This is a genomic window from Afipia sp. GW821-FHT04G03 (genome assembly GCF_059419985.1).
Window position 1 is genome coordinate 1,431,164 of the sequence record NZ_JBWKSV010000001.1, and the last position, 17,427, is coordinate 1,448,590.

Annotated in this window: 13 protein-coding genes; 4 read left to right on the forward strand and 9 right to left on the reverse strand. The window is 60.2% G+C overall.

Annotated features, from left to right (window positions below; genetic code table 11):
• Positions 1–46: 46 nt before the first annotated feature.
• From fmdA to urtA, 6 genes are all read right to left on the reverse strand, one after another.
• Positions 47–1,276, reverse strand: a complete 1,230-nt coding sequence (fmdA, locus tag AC07UB_RS06860; protein ID WP_494651586.1) for a formamidase — start codon at positions 1,274–1,276, stop codon at positions 47–49.
• Positions 1,277–1,307: 31 nt separating this feature from the next.
• Positions 1,308–1,997: an urea ABC transporter ATP-binding subunit UrtE gene (urtE, locus tag AC07UB_RS06865; protein ID WP_492793149.1), complete on the reverse strand. Its 690-nt coding sequence runs from the start codon at positions 1,995–1,997 to the stop codon at positions 1,308–1,310.
• A 10-nt stretch (positions 1,998–2,007) separates the two neighbouring features.
• Positions 2,008–2,763 carry an urea ABC transporter ATP-binding protein UrtD gene (urtD, locus tag AC07UB_RS06870; RefSeq protein ID WP_492793150.1) on the reverse strand — a complete coding sequence of 252 codons (756 nt, stop codon included), beginning with the start codon at positions 2,761–2,763 and terminating at the stop codon, positions 2,008–2,010.
• Between the two features lie 10 nt (positions 2,764–2,773).
• On the reverse strand, positions 2,774–3,967 hold the full coding sequence (gene urtC, locus AC07UB_RS06875) for an urea ABC transporter permease subunit UrtC (RefSeq protein ID WP_494651584.1): 1,194 nt from the start codon (positions 3,965–3,967) through the stop codon (positions 2,774–2,776).
• 12 nt (positions 3,968–3,979) lie between these two features.
• Complete coding sequence (gene urtB, locus AC07UB_RS06880) at positions 3,980–4,906, reverse strand: urea ABC transporter permease subunit UrtB (protein ID WP_492793152.1); 927 nt, start codon at positions 4,904–4,906, stop codon at positions 3,980–3,982.
• Between the two features lie 126 nt (positions 4,907–5,032).
• A complete protein-coding gene (gene urtA / locus AC07UB_RS06885) occupies positions 5,033–6,295 on the reverse strand; it encodes an urea ABC transporter substrate-binding protein (protein ID WP_492793153.1) in 1,263 nt (420 codons plus the stop codon).
• Positions 6,296–6,456: 161 nt separating this feature from the next.
• On the opposite strand from urtA, the gene AC07UB_RS06890 reads away from it, so the two are divergent.
• Both AC07UB_RS06890 and AC07UB_RS06895 read left to right on the forward strand, forming a co-directional pair.
• Positions 6,457–9,843 carry a hybrid sensor histidine kinase/response regulator gene (locus AC07UB_RS06890; RefSeq protein WP_494652661.1) on the forward strand — a complete coding sequence of 1,129 codons (3,387 nt, stop codon included), beginning with the start codon at positions 6,457–6,459 and terminating at the stop codon, positions 9,841–9,843.
• Complete coding sequence (locus tag AC07UB_RS06895) at positions 9,833–10,750, forward strand: response regulator (protein ID WP_494651582.1); 918 nt, start codon at positions 9,833–9,835, stop codon at positions 10,748–10,750. The genes AC07UB_RS06890 and AC07UB_RS06895 overlap by 11 nt, the downstream gene beginning before the upstream one ends.
• On the opposite strand, the gene AC07UB_RS06900 is transcribed toward AC07UB_RS06895, so the two are convergent.
• The 3 genes from AC07UB_RS06900 to AC07UB_RS06910 all read right to left on the reverse strand — a co-directional run bounded on the left by AC07UB_RS06900 (position 10,751) and on the right by AC07UB_RS06910 (position 14,845).
• Complete coding sequence (locus tag AC07UB_RS06900; RefSeq protein ID WP_492793155.1) at positions 10,751–11,524, reverse strand: ferredoxin--NADP reductase; 774 nt, start codon at positions 11,522–11,524, stop codon at positions 10,751–10,753.
• A 396-nt stretch (positions 11,525–11,920) separates the two neighbouring features.
• The gene (locus AC07UB_RS06905; protein WP_492793156.1) at positions 11,921–13,816 is read right to left on the reverse strand and encodes a TRAP transporter large permease; all 1,896 of its coding nucleotides are present in this window, start codon (positions 13,814–13,816) and stop codon (positions 11,921–11,923) included.
• A gap of 9 nt (positions 13,817–13,825) precedes the next feature.
• Entirely contained in the window at positions 13,826–14,845 is a 1,020-nt protein-coding gene (locus AC07UB_RS06910) for a TRAP transporter substrate-binding protein (RefSeq protein ID WP_492793157.1), read from the reverse strand.
• 396 nt (positions 14,846–15,241) lie between these two features.
• On the opposite strand from AC07UB_RS06910, the gene AC07UB_RS06915 reads away from it, so the two are divergent.
• Together AC07UB_RS06915 and AC07UB_RS06920 are read left to right on the forward strand one after the other, a co-directional pair.
• Entirely contained in the window at positions 15,242–16,462 is a 1,221-nt protein-coding gene (locus AC07UB_RS06915) for an ABC transporter substrate-binding protein (protein WP_492793158.1), read from the forward strand.
• A 110-nt stretch (positions 16,463–16,572) separates the two neighbouring features.
• Positions 16,573–17,427 (forward strand): branched-chain amino acid ABC transporter permease, encoded by an 855-nt coding sequence (locus AC07UB_RS06920; RefSeq protein ID WP_492793159.1) that lies wholly within the window; start codon positions 16,573–16,575, stop codon positions 17,425–17,427.

The following is a 17,427-nucleotide window of genomic DNA, read 5'->3' on the forward strand; positions in this document are numbered from 1 at the left end:
GGCAGAGGCGGCAGAGTACGCGCCGCCTCCGCGCTCCTTCGCGGGACTATTTGTCCTGAGACAGCGGCATATCGATGCCGCCCTTGATGTGTTTGATCGGTCCCGCCGACGACGGCATGATGTCGAAGTCGAAGATTTCCGTCGGCAGCCACAGCGTGGCGCAGGCGTTCGGAACGTCCACGACACCCGAGATGTGCCCCTGCACCGGCGCCGTTCCGAGAATGGAATAGGCCTGTGCGCCGGAGTATCCGAATTTCTTCAGATACTCGATGGCGTTGAGACAGGCCTGACGATAGGCAACCGTCACATCGAGGTAATGCTGCTTGCCGGCCTCGTCGACCGAGATGCCTTCGAAGATCAGGTAATCCTTGTAGTTCGGCGTCATCGGCGATGGCTTGAACACGGGATTCTTGATCCCGTACTTCGCCATGCCGTCCTTGATGACATCGACCTTGATATGCAGCCAGCCCGCCATCTCGATGGCGCCGCAGAAGGTGATTTCGCCATCGCCCTGACTGAAATGCAGATCGCCCATCGAGAGACCTGCGCCCGAAACGTAGACCGGGAAGTAAATCTTCGAGCCGCGCGACAGATCCTTGATGTCGCAGTTGCCGCCATGTTCGCGCGGCGGAACGGTGCGCGCGCCTTCGGCCGCGGCCTTTGCCTTGGCGTCACCCTTCAGGCGGCCCATATGCGCGGTCGGACCGAACGGCGGATTGGCGAGACCCGGGACGCGGGTTGGATCTGTCGCGATCAGCGCGGTCTCGCGTTCGTTCCACATCGACAGCATCTTCGGATCGGGCAGACAGCCGATCAGGCCGGGATGAATCAGCCCCGCGAAGTTGACGCCGGGAATATGCCGCGACGACGTGTACATGCCCTTGAAGTCCCAGATTGACTTCTGCGCCAGCGGGAAGTGGTCGGTCAGAAAGCCGCCGCCGTTCTGCTTGGAGAAGAAGCCGTTGAAGCCCCACAGGCTCTCCTTCATCGGCCCGACATCGAGCAGATCGACCACCAGAAGATCGCCCGGCTCCGCACCCTTGACGCCGATCGGCCCCGACAGGAAATGCACGATCGACAGATCGATATCGCGAACGTCGTCGGCCGAATCGTTGTTCTTGATGAAGCCGCCGGTCCAGTCGTAGGTCTCGATGATGAAATCGTCGCCCGGACTGACCCACTCCACCATCGGGATCTCTGGATGCCAGCGGTTGTGAACCTTGTCGTTGTCGTAGGCCGACTGGTTGAGATCGACCTTAATCAGTGTATCTGGCATTTGAGATGCTCCCCTGGTTACATCGGCTTCGTTAAACTGAAAGATATTTCGCGACCTGCGCAGCATCGATGCCGTCGCGCTTCTCGTCGCGGACGATCTCGCCGTTTTCGATGACGAGAACACGGTCGGCGACATCCAGCGCGAAGCTGAGAACCTGCTCGGACACGATGATTGAAAGCCCGCGCTCGTCGCGGATGCGCTTCAGCGTGCGCGCCATTTCACGGATAATCGACGGCTGAATGCCTTCGGTGGGTTCATCGAGCAAAAGAACCTTCGGCTTGGTCGCAAGCGCGCGCGCGATGGCTAACTGCTGCTGCTGGCCGCCCGAAAGATTGCCTCCGCGCCGGCCCTTCATCTCAAGCAACACCGGGAACAATTCATAAATGTCGCCAGGGACGTCCCTTTCGCCCGACGCGACCAGCCCGGTTTCGATGTTTTCCTTCACCGTCATGGTCGAGAAGATCATCCGGCCCTGCGGGACATAAGCGAGGCCCTTTGCGACGCGTTCATAACTTTTGAGCGCGCTGAGTTCGCTGCCCTCCATGGTGACGGAGCCGCTCTTGGTCGGAACGATGCCCATCAGCGACTTCATCAGCGTGGTCTTGCCCATGCCGTTGCGGCCCATGATCGCGACGATCTCGTTGGGCGCAACAGAGACATTGAGGCCGTGCAGGACTTCGCTCTGTCCGTATGCAACGTGGAGATCCGAGATCGCGAGCATGGTATCTTCCTTAATGGCCCAGATAGACTTCGATAACTTTCGGGTCGTTCTGGACCGCCTCCATCGAGCCTTCCGACAGGATTTTCCCCTGATGCAGCACGGTCACCTTGTGCGCGATGTCCTCGACGAATTTCATGTCGTGCTCGATCACCAGCACCGAACGATCCTTGATGATGCGGTTGAGCAATTCGGCGGTCTTGATCCGCTCGCTGACACTCATTCCTGCCACCGGCTCGTCGAGCATCAGCAGGTCCGGGTCCTGGATCAGCAACATGCCGATCTCGAGCCATTGCTTCTGGCCGTGGCTCAGCAATTCCGCACTCATGGCGAGACGATCCTTGAGAAAGATCATCTCAGCGACCTCCTCGACGCGATCGCGCACCGTCGCATCGCGTTGGAACGTCAGCGCGCCGAACACCGTTCGCCCGCGCGGATAGGAGATTTCGAGATTTTCGAAAACGGTCAGATCGTCGTAGATCGACGGCGTCTGGAACTTGCGGCCGACGCCGGCCTGGACGATCTGATTTTCCTTCATTTTGGTCAGTTCCTGATTGCGGAACTGAATCGAGCCGGATGTGGCCTTGGTCTTCCCGCAGATCAGATCGAGCACTGTGGTTTTGCCCGCGCCGTTCGGGCCGATGATGACGCGGATTTCGTTCTCGTCGACGTAGAACGACAGGTCGTTGACGGCCTTGAAGCCATCGAACGACACCGTCAAGGCCTCGACCGCGAGCAGGAATTCCTTGGGTTGATGACCGACAAGCATGATGTTCTCCCTACTCCGCAGGTGCGCCGTCAGCGACAGAACCGCTGGTCCAGCCGCTCTTCCCGCCCGCCTTCGGCTTGCGTGATGAAATCAGGCGGTCGATGCGGCTCTGGATGTGATCGCGCCAGATCCCGGCAAGACCGTTCGGGAAAGCCAGCACCACTGCGATGAACAACGCACCGAGACCGAACAGCCACAATTCAGGAAATGATTCCGACAGGCCGGTCTTGGCGAAATTGACCAGCAGCGTGCCGTAGACCGCGCCCAGGATGGATAGCCGGCCGCCCACCGCCGCATAGATCACCATTTCGATCGACGGAACGATGCCGACGAAGGACGGCGACATGAAACCGACCTGGAGAGCGAACATCGCACCCCCGATGGCTGCAAACACCGCCGCCGCGCAGAAAGCAAAGATCTTGAAGTTGGCGACGCTGTAGCCTGAGAACCGAACGCGGTCCTCCTTCTCGCGCATCGCAACCAGAATTCGTCCAAGCTTCGAATGACGGATGAACTGCGCGACGCCGATGCATCCGAACAGGCAGGCCACTTCCACGAAGTAGAGAATAAACTTGGCGTTGTCGGTGCGGATATCCCAGCCCTTCAGCGTGCGCAGATCGGTGATGCCGTTAACGCCCCCGGTGTAACCCTGCTGGCCGATAATAAGGATGGTCAGGATCGCCGCGATTGCCTGGGTGATGATGGCAAAGTACGTGCCGCCGACGCGGCGCTTGAACATGGCAGCGCCGATGATGAAGGCGAAGATCGCCGGCACCACAACGATTGCAATAATTGTTAATGTCAGACTGTGAAACGGCTTCCAGAATAACGGCAGCTGTGTGATCTGATTCCAGTCCATGAAATCCGGAATGCCGGGCGTCGACTGAATCTTGGTGTTCGCGACACTGGATGCTTCCAGCTTGAGAAACATCGCCATGCAGTAGCCACCGAGGCCGAAGAATACACCCTGTCCGAGACTGAGAATTCCGCCGTACCCCCAGCAAATCACCAGTCCGATTGCCACGAAGGCGTAGGTCAGATACTTCGCGACCAGGTTAAGCCGGAAGTTGTCGAGGGTCAGCGGCAGGATGACGACCAGCAGTACCGCCAACACCAGAATGCCGAAAAGTTCGGAGCGATTTGCGAAGCGTGGGTTGTCGTTGACGGCTTTGGCGACAGTTTGCTCGGCGACTTTCTTGGACATTTCCTGGCCTTTTCACTTCCGGACCTTGAGAGCGAACAGTCCCTGCGGCCGCAGCATGAGGATGCCGACAACCGCAAGCAGCGTGAGAACCTTGGCCATCGATCCGGACAGGAAAAACTCCATGGTGGACTGCGCCTGGGAGATGGTGAATGCCGATGCGATGGTGCCAAGCAGGCTGGCCGCGCCCCCGAACACGACCACAAGAAATGTATCGACGATGTAGAGCTGGCCGGAGGTCGGGCTGGTCGAGCCGATCATGGTGAAAGCCGAGCCTGCGATGCCCGCGATGCCGCAGCCGAGGCCGAAGGTGTAACGATCGACCTTCTCGGTATTGATGCCGACCGCGCCGGCCATCACGCGGTTCTGCACCACGGCGCGGACCTGACGACCCCAGCGGGATTTATACATGATGTAGGCCACAGCGATGGTGATCAGCACGGTCAGGCACATCACGAAGATGCCGTTGATGGGCACTTCGATGGTGTCGGTGATCTGCTTCGATCCCAGCATCCACTGCGGGAGCTCGACGCCGACTTCGCGCGCACCGAAGATCGAGCGATAGGCTTGCTGCAAGATCAGGCTCAAGCCCCATGTCGCAAGCAGCGTATCCAGCGGCCGCTTGTAGAGGTGCCGTATCAGCGCCCATTCCACCAGCATTCCGAGTGATCCGGACGCTATGAAAGCCAACGCCATCGCGAGAAAGAAGTAGCCGCTGAACAGTGAGGGAAGATAGGCCTGAAAGAAATTCGACGTCATCCACGTGACGTAGGCACCGAGGATCATGAATTCGCCGTGCGCCATGTTGATGACGCCCATCTGGCCGAAGATGATCGCAAGCCCGAGCGCCATCAGAACGTAAACGGAGAAGAGGATGAGACCCGCGAAGCCCTGCATCGCAAAGATCGCGCCGAGGTCGCCAATCGAATAGTCGCCGAACATTTCAATTCTCCGCGGAGAGTAAGTCTCGCGCCGCGAACGAATTCGCGGCGCGAGGGCTGCGGACGTGGACCGAAAAATCCACGCCAGGGAGCTCAGCTTTCGGAAGGACGCTTACCGGCGGCGCTTTTACTGGTAGCCCTTGGGGAACGGATCGGGCTCGATCAGATTCGGCGTCTCGTAAACCACCTTGAACTGACCATCGAGACCGGCGAGACCGACGCGGGTCTTGGACCAGAGATGGTGGTTCTTGTGGATCTTGACGTAGCCTTCCGGCGCCTTGGTGAACTCGATGTCGGTGGAGGCTTCGGCGATCTTGTCGACGTCGAAGCTGCCCGCCTTCTCGACCGTCATCTTCCACAGCCATGGGCCAAGATAGGCAGCCTGTGTAACGTCTCCGATCACGGTCTTCTCGCCCCACATCTTCTTGAAGGCGGCGACGAATTCCTTGTTGTTCGGATTGTCGAGCGACTGGAAATACTTCATGCAGGCGAATGCTCCCGCAATGTTCTCGCCGCCGATGCCGTCGATCTCGTCCTCTGTCACGGAGATGGTCAGCAGCGTCTGCTTCGACAGGTCGATGCCGGCCGCCTTGAGCTGCTTGTAGAACGCGACGTTCGAACCGCCGACGATGATGGCGTAGATCACGTCCGGCTTGGTCAGCTTGATCTTGTTGATGACCGAGTTGAACTGCGTGTGGCCGAGCGGGAAGTATTCCTCGCCGACAACCTTCGCGCCCTGCAGGTGGCCTTCGATGTGCTTGCGCGCGATCTTGTTTGAGGTACGCGGCCAGATGTAATCCGAACCGAGCAGATAGAAGGACTTCGCACCCTTGGTCTTGTTGACCCAGTCGAGACCGGCGATGATCTGCTGGGTCGCTTCCTGGCCGGTATAGATGACATTCTTCGATTGCTCGAGGCCTTCGTAGAAGGTCGGATAATAGAGCATGCCGTTGTATTGTTCGAACACCGGCAGCACTGCCTTGCGCGAGGCCGACGTCCAGCAGCCCATGACCGACGCGCACTTGTCGTTGACGAGCAGCTTCTTGGCTTTTTCAGCGAAGGTCGGCCAGTCAGATGCGCCGTCTTCCTGAATGAACTTGATCTTGCGGCCGAGCACGCCGCCCGAGGCGTTGATCTGCTCGATGGCCAGCTTTTCGGCCTGCACCGATCCCGTTTCGGAGATCGCCATGGTGCCGGTAACCGAGTGCAGGATTCCGACTGTGACTTCGGTATCGGTCACCGCCAGTCCCGTGGTGTTGACCACGGATGTGGCAGGCCCTGCACCGAATGACGGCCCCGGAAGCAGCGACATGGCAGGCAACGCCGCCATTCCCATCAACAATTTGCGCCGGAAAGCGGACTGCAAACCCTGTTTTTTCTCGTCTGACATGGCCTTCCCCTTTTTTGAATAACGCCCTGATGGGGGAAAACATGGCCCGGTTTGTGCTACGCACAGATACGCGAAATCGCGCATACTTCACCGCAAAAGCGCGACGTAGATTTTTGCGGGACCGGGATCAGGACGCGTAACGCGTGACGATGGAGATCAAAGTGGCCGGACGTCAGCGGATAGACCGCGTCAGACGCCAGTACAATCAATGGGTTGCGAACCAAACGCTGGAAGACTACGCACTTCGCTTCACGGCCAAGAGTGCGCGCCGCTGGTCGGCCGCGCGGGTAGCCAATACCGCTTTGGGCGCGATTTCCTTCCTCGCGCTGGAGGCCATCGGCGGCACCATCACCCTGAACTACGGCGTGACCAACGCCACCGCCGCCATCCTGATCGTGAGCGTCATTATTTTCTGCTGCGGGCTGCCGATTGCCTATTACGCAGCGAGATATGGCGTCGATATCGACCTTCTCACCCGGGGCGCGGGCTTCGGCTACATCGGCTCGACGATCACGTCGCTGATCTACGCCTCCTTCACCTTTATCTTCTTCGCCATCGAAGCCGTGATTCTCGCGATGGCCCTGGAACTGTGCTTCGGCATACCCCGCCCGATCGGCTATCTCATCAGCGCGATCGTCATCATTCCACTCGTCACCCACGGCATCACGCTGATCAGCCGCTTCCAGTTATGGACGCAGCCGTTCTGGATCTTGCTTCACATCCTCCCGTTCGCGGCCATCGCGATCAAAAGCCCCGGCTCGTTTGCCGAGTGGCGGGCCTTTCCGGGAGATCATGGAAATCCCGACGGGCATCTCGATCTGCTGCTGTTTGGAACCGCAGCATCCGTTGTGTTTGCGCTGGTGGCCCAGATCGGCGAACAGGTCGACTTCCTGCGATTTCTCCCGCGCGACCGGCGCACCTCGAAGCGCGCGTGGTGGATCGCCATGGTCAGCGCCGGCCCCGGCTGGATCGTCCCCGGCGCCGTCAAGATGCTGGCCGGCTCGTTCCTCGCATTCTTCGCGATCAAACATGGCGTGGTGGCTGAATACGCCGCCGAACCTTCGCACATGTATCTCGAAGCGTTTCGCTATGTGCTCTCGCAACCGGATCTCGCACTGGCGCTGACGGGTACCTTCGTCATCCTCTCGCAGCTCAAGATCAACGTCACCAACGCCTATGCCGGCTCGATCGCATGGTCGAATTTCTTCTCGCGATTGACGCACAGTCATCCGGGCCGGGTGGTATGGCTCGTGTTCAACGTGCTAGTCGCGTTGCTGCTGATGGAAATCGGAGTTTACAAGGCGCTGGAGCAGACGCTCGCGCTCTATTCCAACGTGGCGATCGCCTGGGTCGGTGCGCTGGTCGCCGACCTCATCATCAACAAACCGCTCGGCTTGCGGCCTCCGCATATGGAATTCAAGCGCGCGCATCTCTACGATATCAATCCGGTCGGCGTCGGCGCAATGACGATTGCCACGATTGTATCGATCACGGCGTTCTATGGCTTTTTCGGAACAACCGCAAAAGCGCTCGCGCCGTTTGTCGCGCTCGCGGTGGCCTTCGTTACGGCGCCCGTCATCGCGTGGGCCACCGGCGGAAAGTACTATATCGCGCGCAAGCCGAAGCGAAGCTGGCAGAATCTCGAAACCATCAAGTGCTGCATCTGTGAACATGCGTTCGAGCCGGAAGACATGGCCTCCTGCCCCGCCTATGCCGGCCCGATCTGTTCGCTATGCTGCTCGCTGGACGCGCGCTGTCACGATCTGTGCAAACCGCATGCACGGGTGCAGGCGCAGTTCTCGGACGTCCTCGGCAAGGTTCTCCCGCAATTCATCTATGCCCGCATCAATTCGCAACTGGGACACTATCTCGGCGTCTTCGCGTTGTCGGCCGGCCTGGTCGGACTGACGCTTGGCTTGATCTATCTGCAAACGGCGACCGCGATCCGTTTCGATCAGATTCAGCTGTCCGACGTGCTGTGGAAAGTCTTCTTCGCGCTCTCGATCATCATCGGCGTGGTGGCGTGGCTGTTCGTGCTGGCGCGGCAAAGCCGTCAGGCCGCTGAAGCGGAGACGAAACGGCAGACCGCGCTGCTGATGCAGGAAATCGACGCCCACCGGCAAACCGACATGGAGCTTCAGCGTGCGAAGGAAGTGGCCGAATCGGCCAACCTCGCCAAGAGCCGGTATGTGGTGGGACTGAGCCACGAATTGCGCTCGCCGCTCAATGCCATCAGCGGCTACGCGCAATTGCTCGAACAGGATGCGACCATCCTGCCGAAGCCGCGCGATCAGGTCCGTGTCGTTCGCCGCAGCGCCGACCATCTGTCGGGGTTGATCGACGGCCTATTGGATATTTCCAAGATCGAGGCCGGACGGCTTCACCTGTCGCGCGACGAGGTTCGCCTTCACGCCTTCCTCGATCAGCTTGTCGGCATGTTCCGGCTGCAAGCCGCCGCGAAGAACGTCGAGTTCGTGTTTCAGCGCCCGGAAACGCTGCCTCCTGTCGTCTACGCAGACGAGAAGCGGCTGCGGCAGATCCTGATCAACCTGTTGTCGAACGCCATCAAGTTCACCCAAAGCGGGAGCGTCCATTTCATCGTGCATTATCGCAGTCCCGTCGCCGAATTCGAAGTGCGCGACACCGGCCCCGGCATCCAGGCCGAGGATCTGGAGCGCATCTTCGCGCCGTTCGAGCGGGGCGCGCTCGGCATCTCGCAACCGCAGACCGGCACGGGTCTGGGTCTCACCATTTCCAAATTGCTCGCGGGCGTGATGGGCGGCGACATTCGGGTCACCAGCACCGTCGGCCATGGCAGCACGTTTCAGGTGAAGATGCTGCTGTCCGAGGTGACCAATCCCACGCGCATCAAGGCGATCAATGCGCCGATCTACGGCTATCACGGTCCGCGCCGGACGATCCTGATCACCGACGATGATCCTACCCACCGCGATCTGCTGCGCGAGGTCCTCGCCCCGCTCGGCTTTATCATCCTGAGCGCGCCTGACGGCGCGACATGCCTCAATCTGGCGCAGCACTGTCAGCCGGACATGTTCCTGCTCGACATCTCCATGGCAGGCATCGACGGCTGGTCGGTCGCGGAAACCCTTCGCGCCAACGGCCACCATCACGCCCGCATCCTGATGATTTCAGCGAGCGCGCTCGAAGCCCACGGCGCGCCGCTGGCGCAGCCGTTCCATGACGGCTATCTGATGAAGCCGATCGACGTGCCGCGTCTGGTGGAACTGGTCGGCCAATTGCTCAAGATCGAATGGTCGTATGAACCGGGCGCCATTCAACCCGACGAAGCTCCTGCCCCGACATGGAATTTGAACGACGATCCGCGCCCGCCCGTTCAGTACGTCGACGAATTGATCGATCTGGGACAGATCGGCTATGTCACCGCGATCCATCTGAAACTCGATCAGATCGACAAGGATCATCCGGAACACGCCGGGTTCGTGTCGCAGATGAGATCGCTGGTGGAACGGTTCGATCTTGGGCAATACATGGCAACTCTCAAGTCTGTGCAGCGCCATGATCACTGAAGCCAAATCACGCGATACGGTCCTCATCGTCGACGATTCGCCGGAAACACTGCGTATGCTCACCGACGCACTGGATGGCGCAGGCATGACCGTGATGGTCGCGCTCGACGGGACATCGGCGCTGCGTATCGGCGAGCAGATCGTTCCGGATGTTATTCTGCTCGACGCCGTGATGCCGGGAATGGACGGCTTCGAGACCTGCCGCCGCCTGAAGCGCGAGGCCACACTCGCCGGGGTGCCGGTGATCTTCATGACGGGACTGGCCGAAACCGAGCATATCGTGCGGGGTCTGGAAGCCGGCGGCGTCGATTACGTGGCCAAGCCAATTGTGATCAAGGAAATGCTGGCCCGCATCAAGGTTCACTTGGCAAATGCACGGCTCACACAGAGCGCACGGGCCGCGCTCGACGTGTCGGGGCGCTACCTGTTCGCCGTCGATCACCGCGGGCGCATCATCTGGGCCACGCCGCAGGCGGAGAAGCTCGCGCGCGATCGCGCGACAAGCGAAAAACTCGAACTCCCCGAGCCATGGCTCGACTGGCTCGGCCAGATGCACCAGGGGATGGCTGAATCCAAATCGCCGCCTGCGATGTCGTTTCGCGACGAGAAGCTGCGCCTGCAATACATGGGCAGACTGGGTGCGAACGAGTTTTTGCTGCGGCTGGCGCGGGACACCAGTTCGGATTCACCGGCGGAGTTCAGCAAGGAACTCGGACTCACCAGCCGGGAGGGAGAAGTGCTGTCATGGCTCAGCAAGGGCAAGACGAACCGCGACATCGCGCAGATTCTCGGCCTCAGCCCGCGCACCGTCGACAAGCATCTTGAGCAGATCTATGCGAAGCTCGGTGTGGAAAACCGGACCGCCGCGGCGGCCGTCGCGAGCAACGCGAGCCGCCAGCGCATGTGATCAGCGTTCCGCGAACGCCTTCTCGACGACGAAGTCCGCCGGTTCGCCGTGATTGCCTTCGACGAAGCCGCGATCGAGCAACAGCGTCTTGGTGTCCGCAAGCAGCGCCGGGCTGCCGCACATCATGACGCGGTCCTGGCTGGCGTCGAGTTGAGGCAATGCAATGTCATCGAACAGCTTGCCCGACGTAATGAGGTCGGTAATGCGGCCGCGGTTGCGGAACGGGTCGCGCGTCACGGTCGGATAGTAGATCAGCTGGGCGCGCACCATGTCGCCGATCAGATCGTCCTGCGGCAGCTTCTCGGTGATCAGTTCGCCGTAAGCCAGTTCCTTGACATGGCGGCAGCCGTGCAAAAGCACGACCTTCTCGAAACGCTCGTAAGTTTCGGGATCCTTGATGACACTGAGGAACGGCGCGAGGCCGGTACCCGTGCCGATCAGGTAAAGATTGCGGCCGTCGGTCAGATTGTCGATTACCAGCGTGCCGGTGGCCTTGCGGCTGACGATGATCTCGTCGCCTTCCTTCAGGTGCTGGAGGCGCGAGGTCAGCGGACCGTCAGCAACCTTGATCGAGAAGAATTCGAGGTTCTCTTCATAGTTCGCGCTCGCGACGCTGTAGGCGCGCAGCAGCGGCTTCTCGTTCACCTTGAGACCAATCATGGTGAACTCGCCATTCCGGAACCGGAACGATGAATCGCGTGTCGTCGTGAAGCTGAACAGATTGTCGGTCCAGTGATGGACACTCAGCACCGTTTCCTGATTGAAGTTGCTCATAACCAGACCCACGCTCTTGCAATTGGTGAGCGCACAATCGCCGGACTTGCGGGCGATCACGCCTCACGCAGAACTTCATTCGCCAATGAATTTTGCTGAATGGCCTGCATCGCAGGCGAAGACGGCGGCAGCATTCACGACGGGGGTGAAATAGCCGAATTCTCGTTTTCCGTCAATTACATACCGCGCCTGCGTCATGCCCTGAAGGCAGACCGGCGTTGCATTCTAAGATCCTGTTCCACAGGAGAAATTTCCTCCCGCACGGAGCCTGCCGGGAGGAAATTACACTCTATCCAGATCCGGGCCGTCGCGGGAACTGCCCCGACCCTGACAGCGATTCCTACTTCTTCACCATCGGGCAATTGCCCTCGCATCGCGCGCCGTAACATTCAACTCCTACTTCGCGAGAAATCCGATGGAAATCCACGGAAACGCAGCGACGATGATGAGCCCGATCAGCAGCGACAGCAGATAACCCCAGATCGGCCGGATGCCTTCCGCCGGATCGACCTTGCCGATCGCGCAGGCGGCATAATATCCGACGCCGAACGGCGGCGCGAACAGTCCGATGCCCATCGCGAGAATGACGATCATCGCATAGTGGACTTCGTGAACGCCGACAGCGTGGGCGATGGGAAACAGCAGCGGCCCGAACAGGACGATGGCGGGAATGCCTTCCAGCACGCTGCCCAGGATCATGAAAGCCACGATGGACACCGCGATGAAAATGGTCGGGCCACCGGGGAGCCCGGTCATGGCCGCCGCGAGCGAGCGGGAAAATCCGGACTGGGTCAGGCCCCACGCCATTCCGGTCGCGGTCCCAATGATCAGGAGAATGGCGCCTGACAATGACGCCGTTTCGATCAGCATCGGCATCAGGCGCGACCAGTCGAACTGACGATAGATCGCCAGACCCGCGAAGATCGTAAAGACGATGCCGATGGTCGAGACCTCTGTCGCGGTCGCAACGCCCTCGACCACCGCGGCGCGGATCACGAACGGCAATGCCAGTGCGGGGAGTGCAATGATGAATGTGCGCAAGATGTGCTTTCCGGTCGCACGCTCGACATGGCTCAAGTCTTCGCCGCGATAGCGCCACCACACCAGTCCCGACAGCGTGAGCGCCAGCACCAGGCCCGGCAGCAGACCGCCGGTGAAGAGTGCGGCGATGGACACGCCGGTCACGGAGCCGATGGTAATGAGGACGAGACTCGGCGGAATGGTTTCGGTCTGCGCGCCGGTCGCCGCAAGTAACGCGACCAGATCCCCCGGCTTCGCGCCCCGCGCTTTCATTTCCGGAAACAGCACAGGCGCGACGGCCGCCATGTCCGCTGCTTTCGCGCCGGAGATACCGGACACCAGATACATCGCGCCGATCAGCACGTAATGCAGACCACCGCGGACGTGACCGAGCAGGCTCGCAAGGAACGCGACCATGGCGCGCGCCATGCCTGTCATTTCGATCAGCAGTCCCAGAAACACGAACAGCGGCACGGCAAGCAGGATGAGATGGCTCATGCCCTCGTCCATCCGCCCGACCAGCACCATCGGCGGCGTATGCGTCGTCAGCACGAGATAGCCGAAGATCGAGAGGCCGAATGCAAAAGCGATCGGCACGCCAGCGAAGACGCAGAGCGCCACGACACCAATGAAGAAAATGACGAGGTTGAGATTGCCGAGCGGCCGCAGCACCGGCTGCGCGAACCAGAATGCGGCGACGATCGCGCTCACGGACAGCACCGCCACGAGGAGTTGCTTTTTGTCCGTGTGCCGCGCCAGCCGCAACAGCGCGAACACCACCATCAAACACACGCCGATGGGCAGCGCGGCAGCGCGCCACGAATTGGAAATCTGAAGCGCGGGTGTCGTGATGAAACTTTCCTCGTAGGCATATTCATAAGACGGCAGCGCAATCATCAGCAGAAAGGCCAGCGCCGCACAGGTGCCGCATATGTCGAGGAACACGCGCATCGACGGCTGGCATTTTGCCACCACCGCCGTCATGCGCATGTGTTCGGAGCGGCGGAAAGCCACCACCGCGCCGAACATGGCCAGCCACAGAAAGAGAATGGAGGCCAGCTCGTCGGACCATATCAACGGACTATGGAAAACGTAACGCGATACCACGCCCGCGAACAGGATGACGATTTCCGCGATGGCCAGCAGCGCGGCAGGAATTTCAACCAGCCGCCCGAGCATGACTTCGATCGACGAGAGCGCACTGCGCCCGGGCGCGGCAATGGCTGCCGCACCCGCAGTGCCAACCGGGGTCAAGGATACTGGCTCGTTCATGACCGTCGGTTACGTCAGCTTGCCGGCGTTCTTTTCCAGAATCGCCCAGGCCTCGTCGCCATACTTGGCCTTCCACTCCGCGTAGAATCCAGCCTGCTTGAGCTTCTCGCGGAACGGCGCGAGATCGGGCTGGTTGAACAGGAATCCCTTCCCCGCCAATTCCGCCTGCAGATTGGCGTTCAGCTTTTCGGTGTCCTCACGCGCCTTCAGTGCGGCGCCGTTGACGTTCTTGGCGACGATGGTGCGCACGTCGGGCGGCAACCGCTCCCACGCACGGCGGTTGGCGAGGAACCAGTAGCCGTCCCACATGTGGTTGGTCAGCGAGCAATACTTCTGCACTTCGTAAAGTTTCGCGGTCGAAATCAGCGCGAGCGGATTTTCCTGACCTTCGACGATCTTAGTCTGCAACGCTGAATAGACTTCGTTGAAATTGATCGACGCAGGCGATGCATCGAACGCCTTGAACATCGAGGTCCACAGCGGCGAGACCGGCACCCTGATCTTGAAGCCCTTGTAGTCCTCGGGAGTCTTGATCGGCTTGGTGGATGACGTGGTCTGCCGGAATCCGTTGTCCCAGATCTTGTCCAGCACCACGAGGTTGGCCTTGGTGATCTGCCCGCGAATGTATTCGCCGAGATCGCCGTCCATGGCTTTCCAGACCGCCGGGTAATCCGGGAAGGCAAAGCCGATGCCGTTGATGGACGCCGCCGGGACTAGCGTCGCCAGAATGAGACCAGACAGCGTGAAGAACTCCACGCCACCCGAACGAAGCTGGCTCAGCGTATCGGTGTCGGACCCAAGCTGGCTGCTCGGGAAAATCTGGATATCGACGCGGCCGTTGGTCTCCTGCTTGATGGCCGCGGACATTTCGCGGGATCGCACATTAATGGGGTGCGTATCCGGTAAGTTGTTGGCGAATTTATAGACAAATTCGGCCTGCTGCGCCCGGGCCACGAGCGGCGCGCCGACGCCGGCCATGACGGTGGCGGCTGCTGACGATTTGAGCAAAGCGCGGCGTGAGACGTTCATTGGTCTTCTCCCTAAGGGTGTTGTTTTTGTTGCTTCTTGATCGGAAGCCGACCGCGGCAGATCATCCATGTTGCGACAAAATGTCAAATCATCCGCGCCCACAAAACGCAGTGGCCGCGGGATTATTTTACATCCTCACGACGGAGCTGCCGTCATGCACGATCCGTTTCAAACACTTCAACGTGACGGTTCCCAGCTTTTGGCGCTGCAACATTACGTCAGGCGAGCGACGTTTCTGATCTCGCTGTTACCGGATCACCTCTTCCATGAACCGCTACATGAACTGTCGCTGCAATCATCCGATCTTTGCTTGACTTGATCTTGTCCCGGCGGGCAGTCTGTCGATGCAAATAAAAAGCACCGGACACGAATTCGGATGCATCAGGGAGAAACGTCATGAAGTCATTTCTCAACCTGCTCGCAACTGCGAGCATCTTAAGCGCCGGAGCGCTTCTCTCCACAACCCCGGCGTCAGCGCAGCAAGGCCCCATCAAGATCGGCGTTCCCACCTCGGTCCAGCTTCAGGTCGGACGCGATACGCAGAATGCCATTAAAATGGCGATCGAGGACATCAACAGCAAAGGCGGCCTCGTCGGTCGCAAACTTGAAATGGTGGCTGCGGATGAAACCGAAAACCCCGAACAGGGCATCGCGGCGATCAAGAAGCTCACAGCCGACGACAAGGTCGATGTGCTGATCGGCGGTTACACCAGCGGCGTGACGCTGGCCCAGTTGCCGCACATTTCCAATGCGAAGACGATCTACCTCGGCGTCGGCGCGGCCTCTCCAGCGATCACCGCGAAGGTGAAGGCCGACTACGAGAACTACAAGTATATCTTCCGGGTTTCCCCGATCCATGCCGGCCATCAGGCCCGCGCACTGGTCGACTTCATCAACGGCAAGCTCAAGGGCGAGATGGGCTTGAAGAAGATCGCCATTGTCGGCGAGAACGCCAAGTGGGTGCAGGATCTCGTTCCGATCCTGAAGAAGGGCGCGGTCGAGGGCGGCACCGAAGTGCCGCTGGCCGAATTCTTCGACACATCGACCTCGGACTTCTCGCCGCTGTTTGCCAAGGTGAAATCCAGCGGCGCGCAGTATCTGATCGTGATCCTGTCGCACGCCTCCTCGGACATCTTCGTCAAGCAGTGGCATGACGCGCAGGTGCCGATTCCGATCGGCGGCATCGATGTGAAAAGCCAGGACGCGGACTTCTTCACCCGCGTGAGCGGCAAGGCGCTGTCCGAGACCGTCGGCCTGTTCGCGACCCGCGCCGAACTGACGCCCAAGACGATCCCTTTCTGGGACGAGTTCGTCAAACGCTTCGGAACGGCGCCTGTCTACACCGGCGTCGGCGCCTACGACGCGATCTACGTCTACGCGGAGGCCGTGAAGCGCGCCAACTCGGTCGAGCCGAGTGCGGTCATCAAGGAACTCGAGAAGACGGATTATGTCGGCATCGCCGGCAAGATCCAGTTCGACGAAGTCCACGATGTGAAGACCGGACCCGGCCTGCAGAACCTGTTGTTCGCGCAATGGCAGAAGGACGGCGCACGCATCGTCGTGTGGCCGAAGGCTTCCGAAACGGGGAAGATGATCCCGCCGCCCTGGATGAACTGATCTGTACTTGTCGTGAGACGCGGCCGGTAATGAACTTACCGGCCGCATCCCTTCGCTCTGGAAGGGTGAAGCGAACGTCGGATACGGGACACTAGGAACAGCAGGGATCCATGCTCGAAATCCTGATTTACGGCGCGGTCTCCAGCGCAATTTACGCGATGCTCGCGGTGGGCTTCACGCTCATCTTCGGTGTCGCCCGCATCCTCAATCTCGCGCACGGCGCATTCTACGCTTTGGGCGCGTATGCCGCCTACGTCTTCACCTCCTTGCTGAATTTCCCACTGTTCATCGCGGCACCGCTGGCCGTCCTGCTGGTCGCGGGATTTGGCGTTCTTATGGAGCGCTATCTGGTGCGGCCGCTGCGCGCGTCGCAGCTCGCGGTGCTGATGATTACGCTGGCCGTTTCACTTGCCGTCGAGCAGGCGCTGTTCATCACCTTCGGCTCCGAATACCGCAACGTCCCCTCCTTCGTAGCGGACAAGGTTTCGATCGGCGGCGTCGACATCGGCGGCCAGAGATTGCTCGCGCTTGTCGCCGGCGTCCTGGTGCTGCTCATGCTGTGGCTGTTCATCCAGCGCACGCGGCTCGGCGCGGCCATTCTCGCTGTGTCGCAGGACCCGGAGGCCGCGCAATACATGGGCATTCCGACCAACCGCATTTTCTCCATTGTCATGGCGATTTCGGCCGGCACCGCGGCGCTAGCCGGCGTGCTGGTGTCGCCATTTCTTACCGTACAGCCGACCATGGGGCTGCTGCCGATGGTGAAAGCCTTCGCCATCGTCATTGTCGGCGGATTGGGATCGATCCCGGGCAGCATCATTGCCTCGCTGATCCTCGGCTATTCCGAAACCATCGTGGCCTATCTGGTTTCGACGTCATGGACCGAACTGGTGTCGCTGGTCGCGGTCGTCATCACACTCATGATCAGACCGTCCGGAATTCTCGGCCGGCGGGCGGCTTTCTGA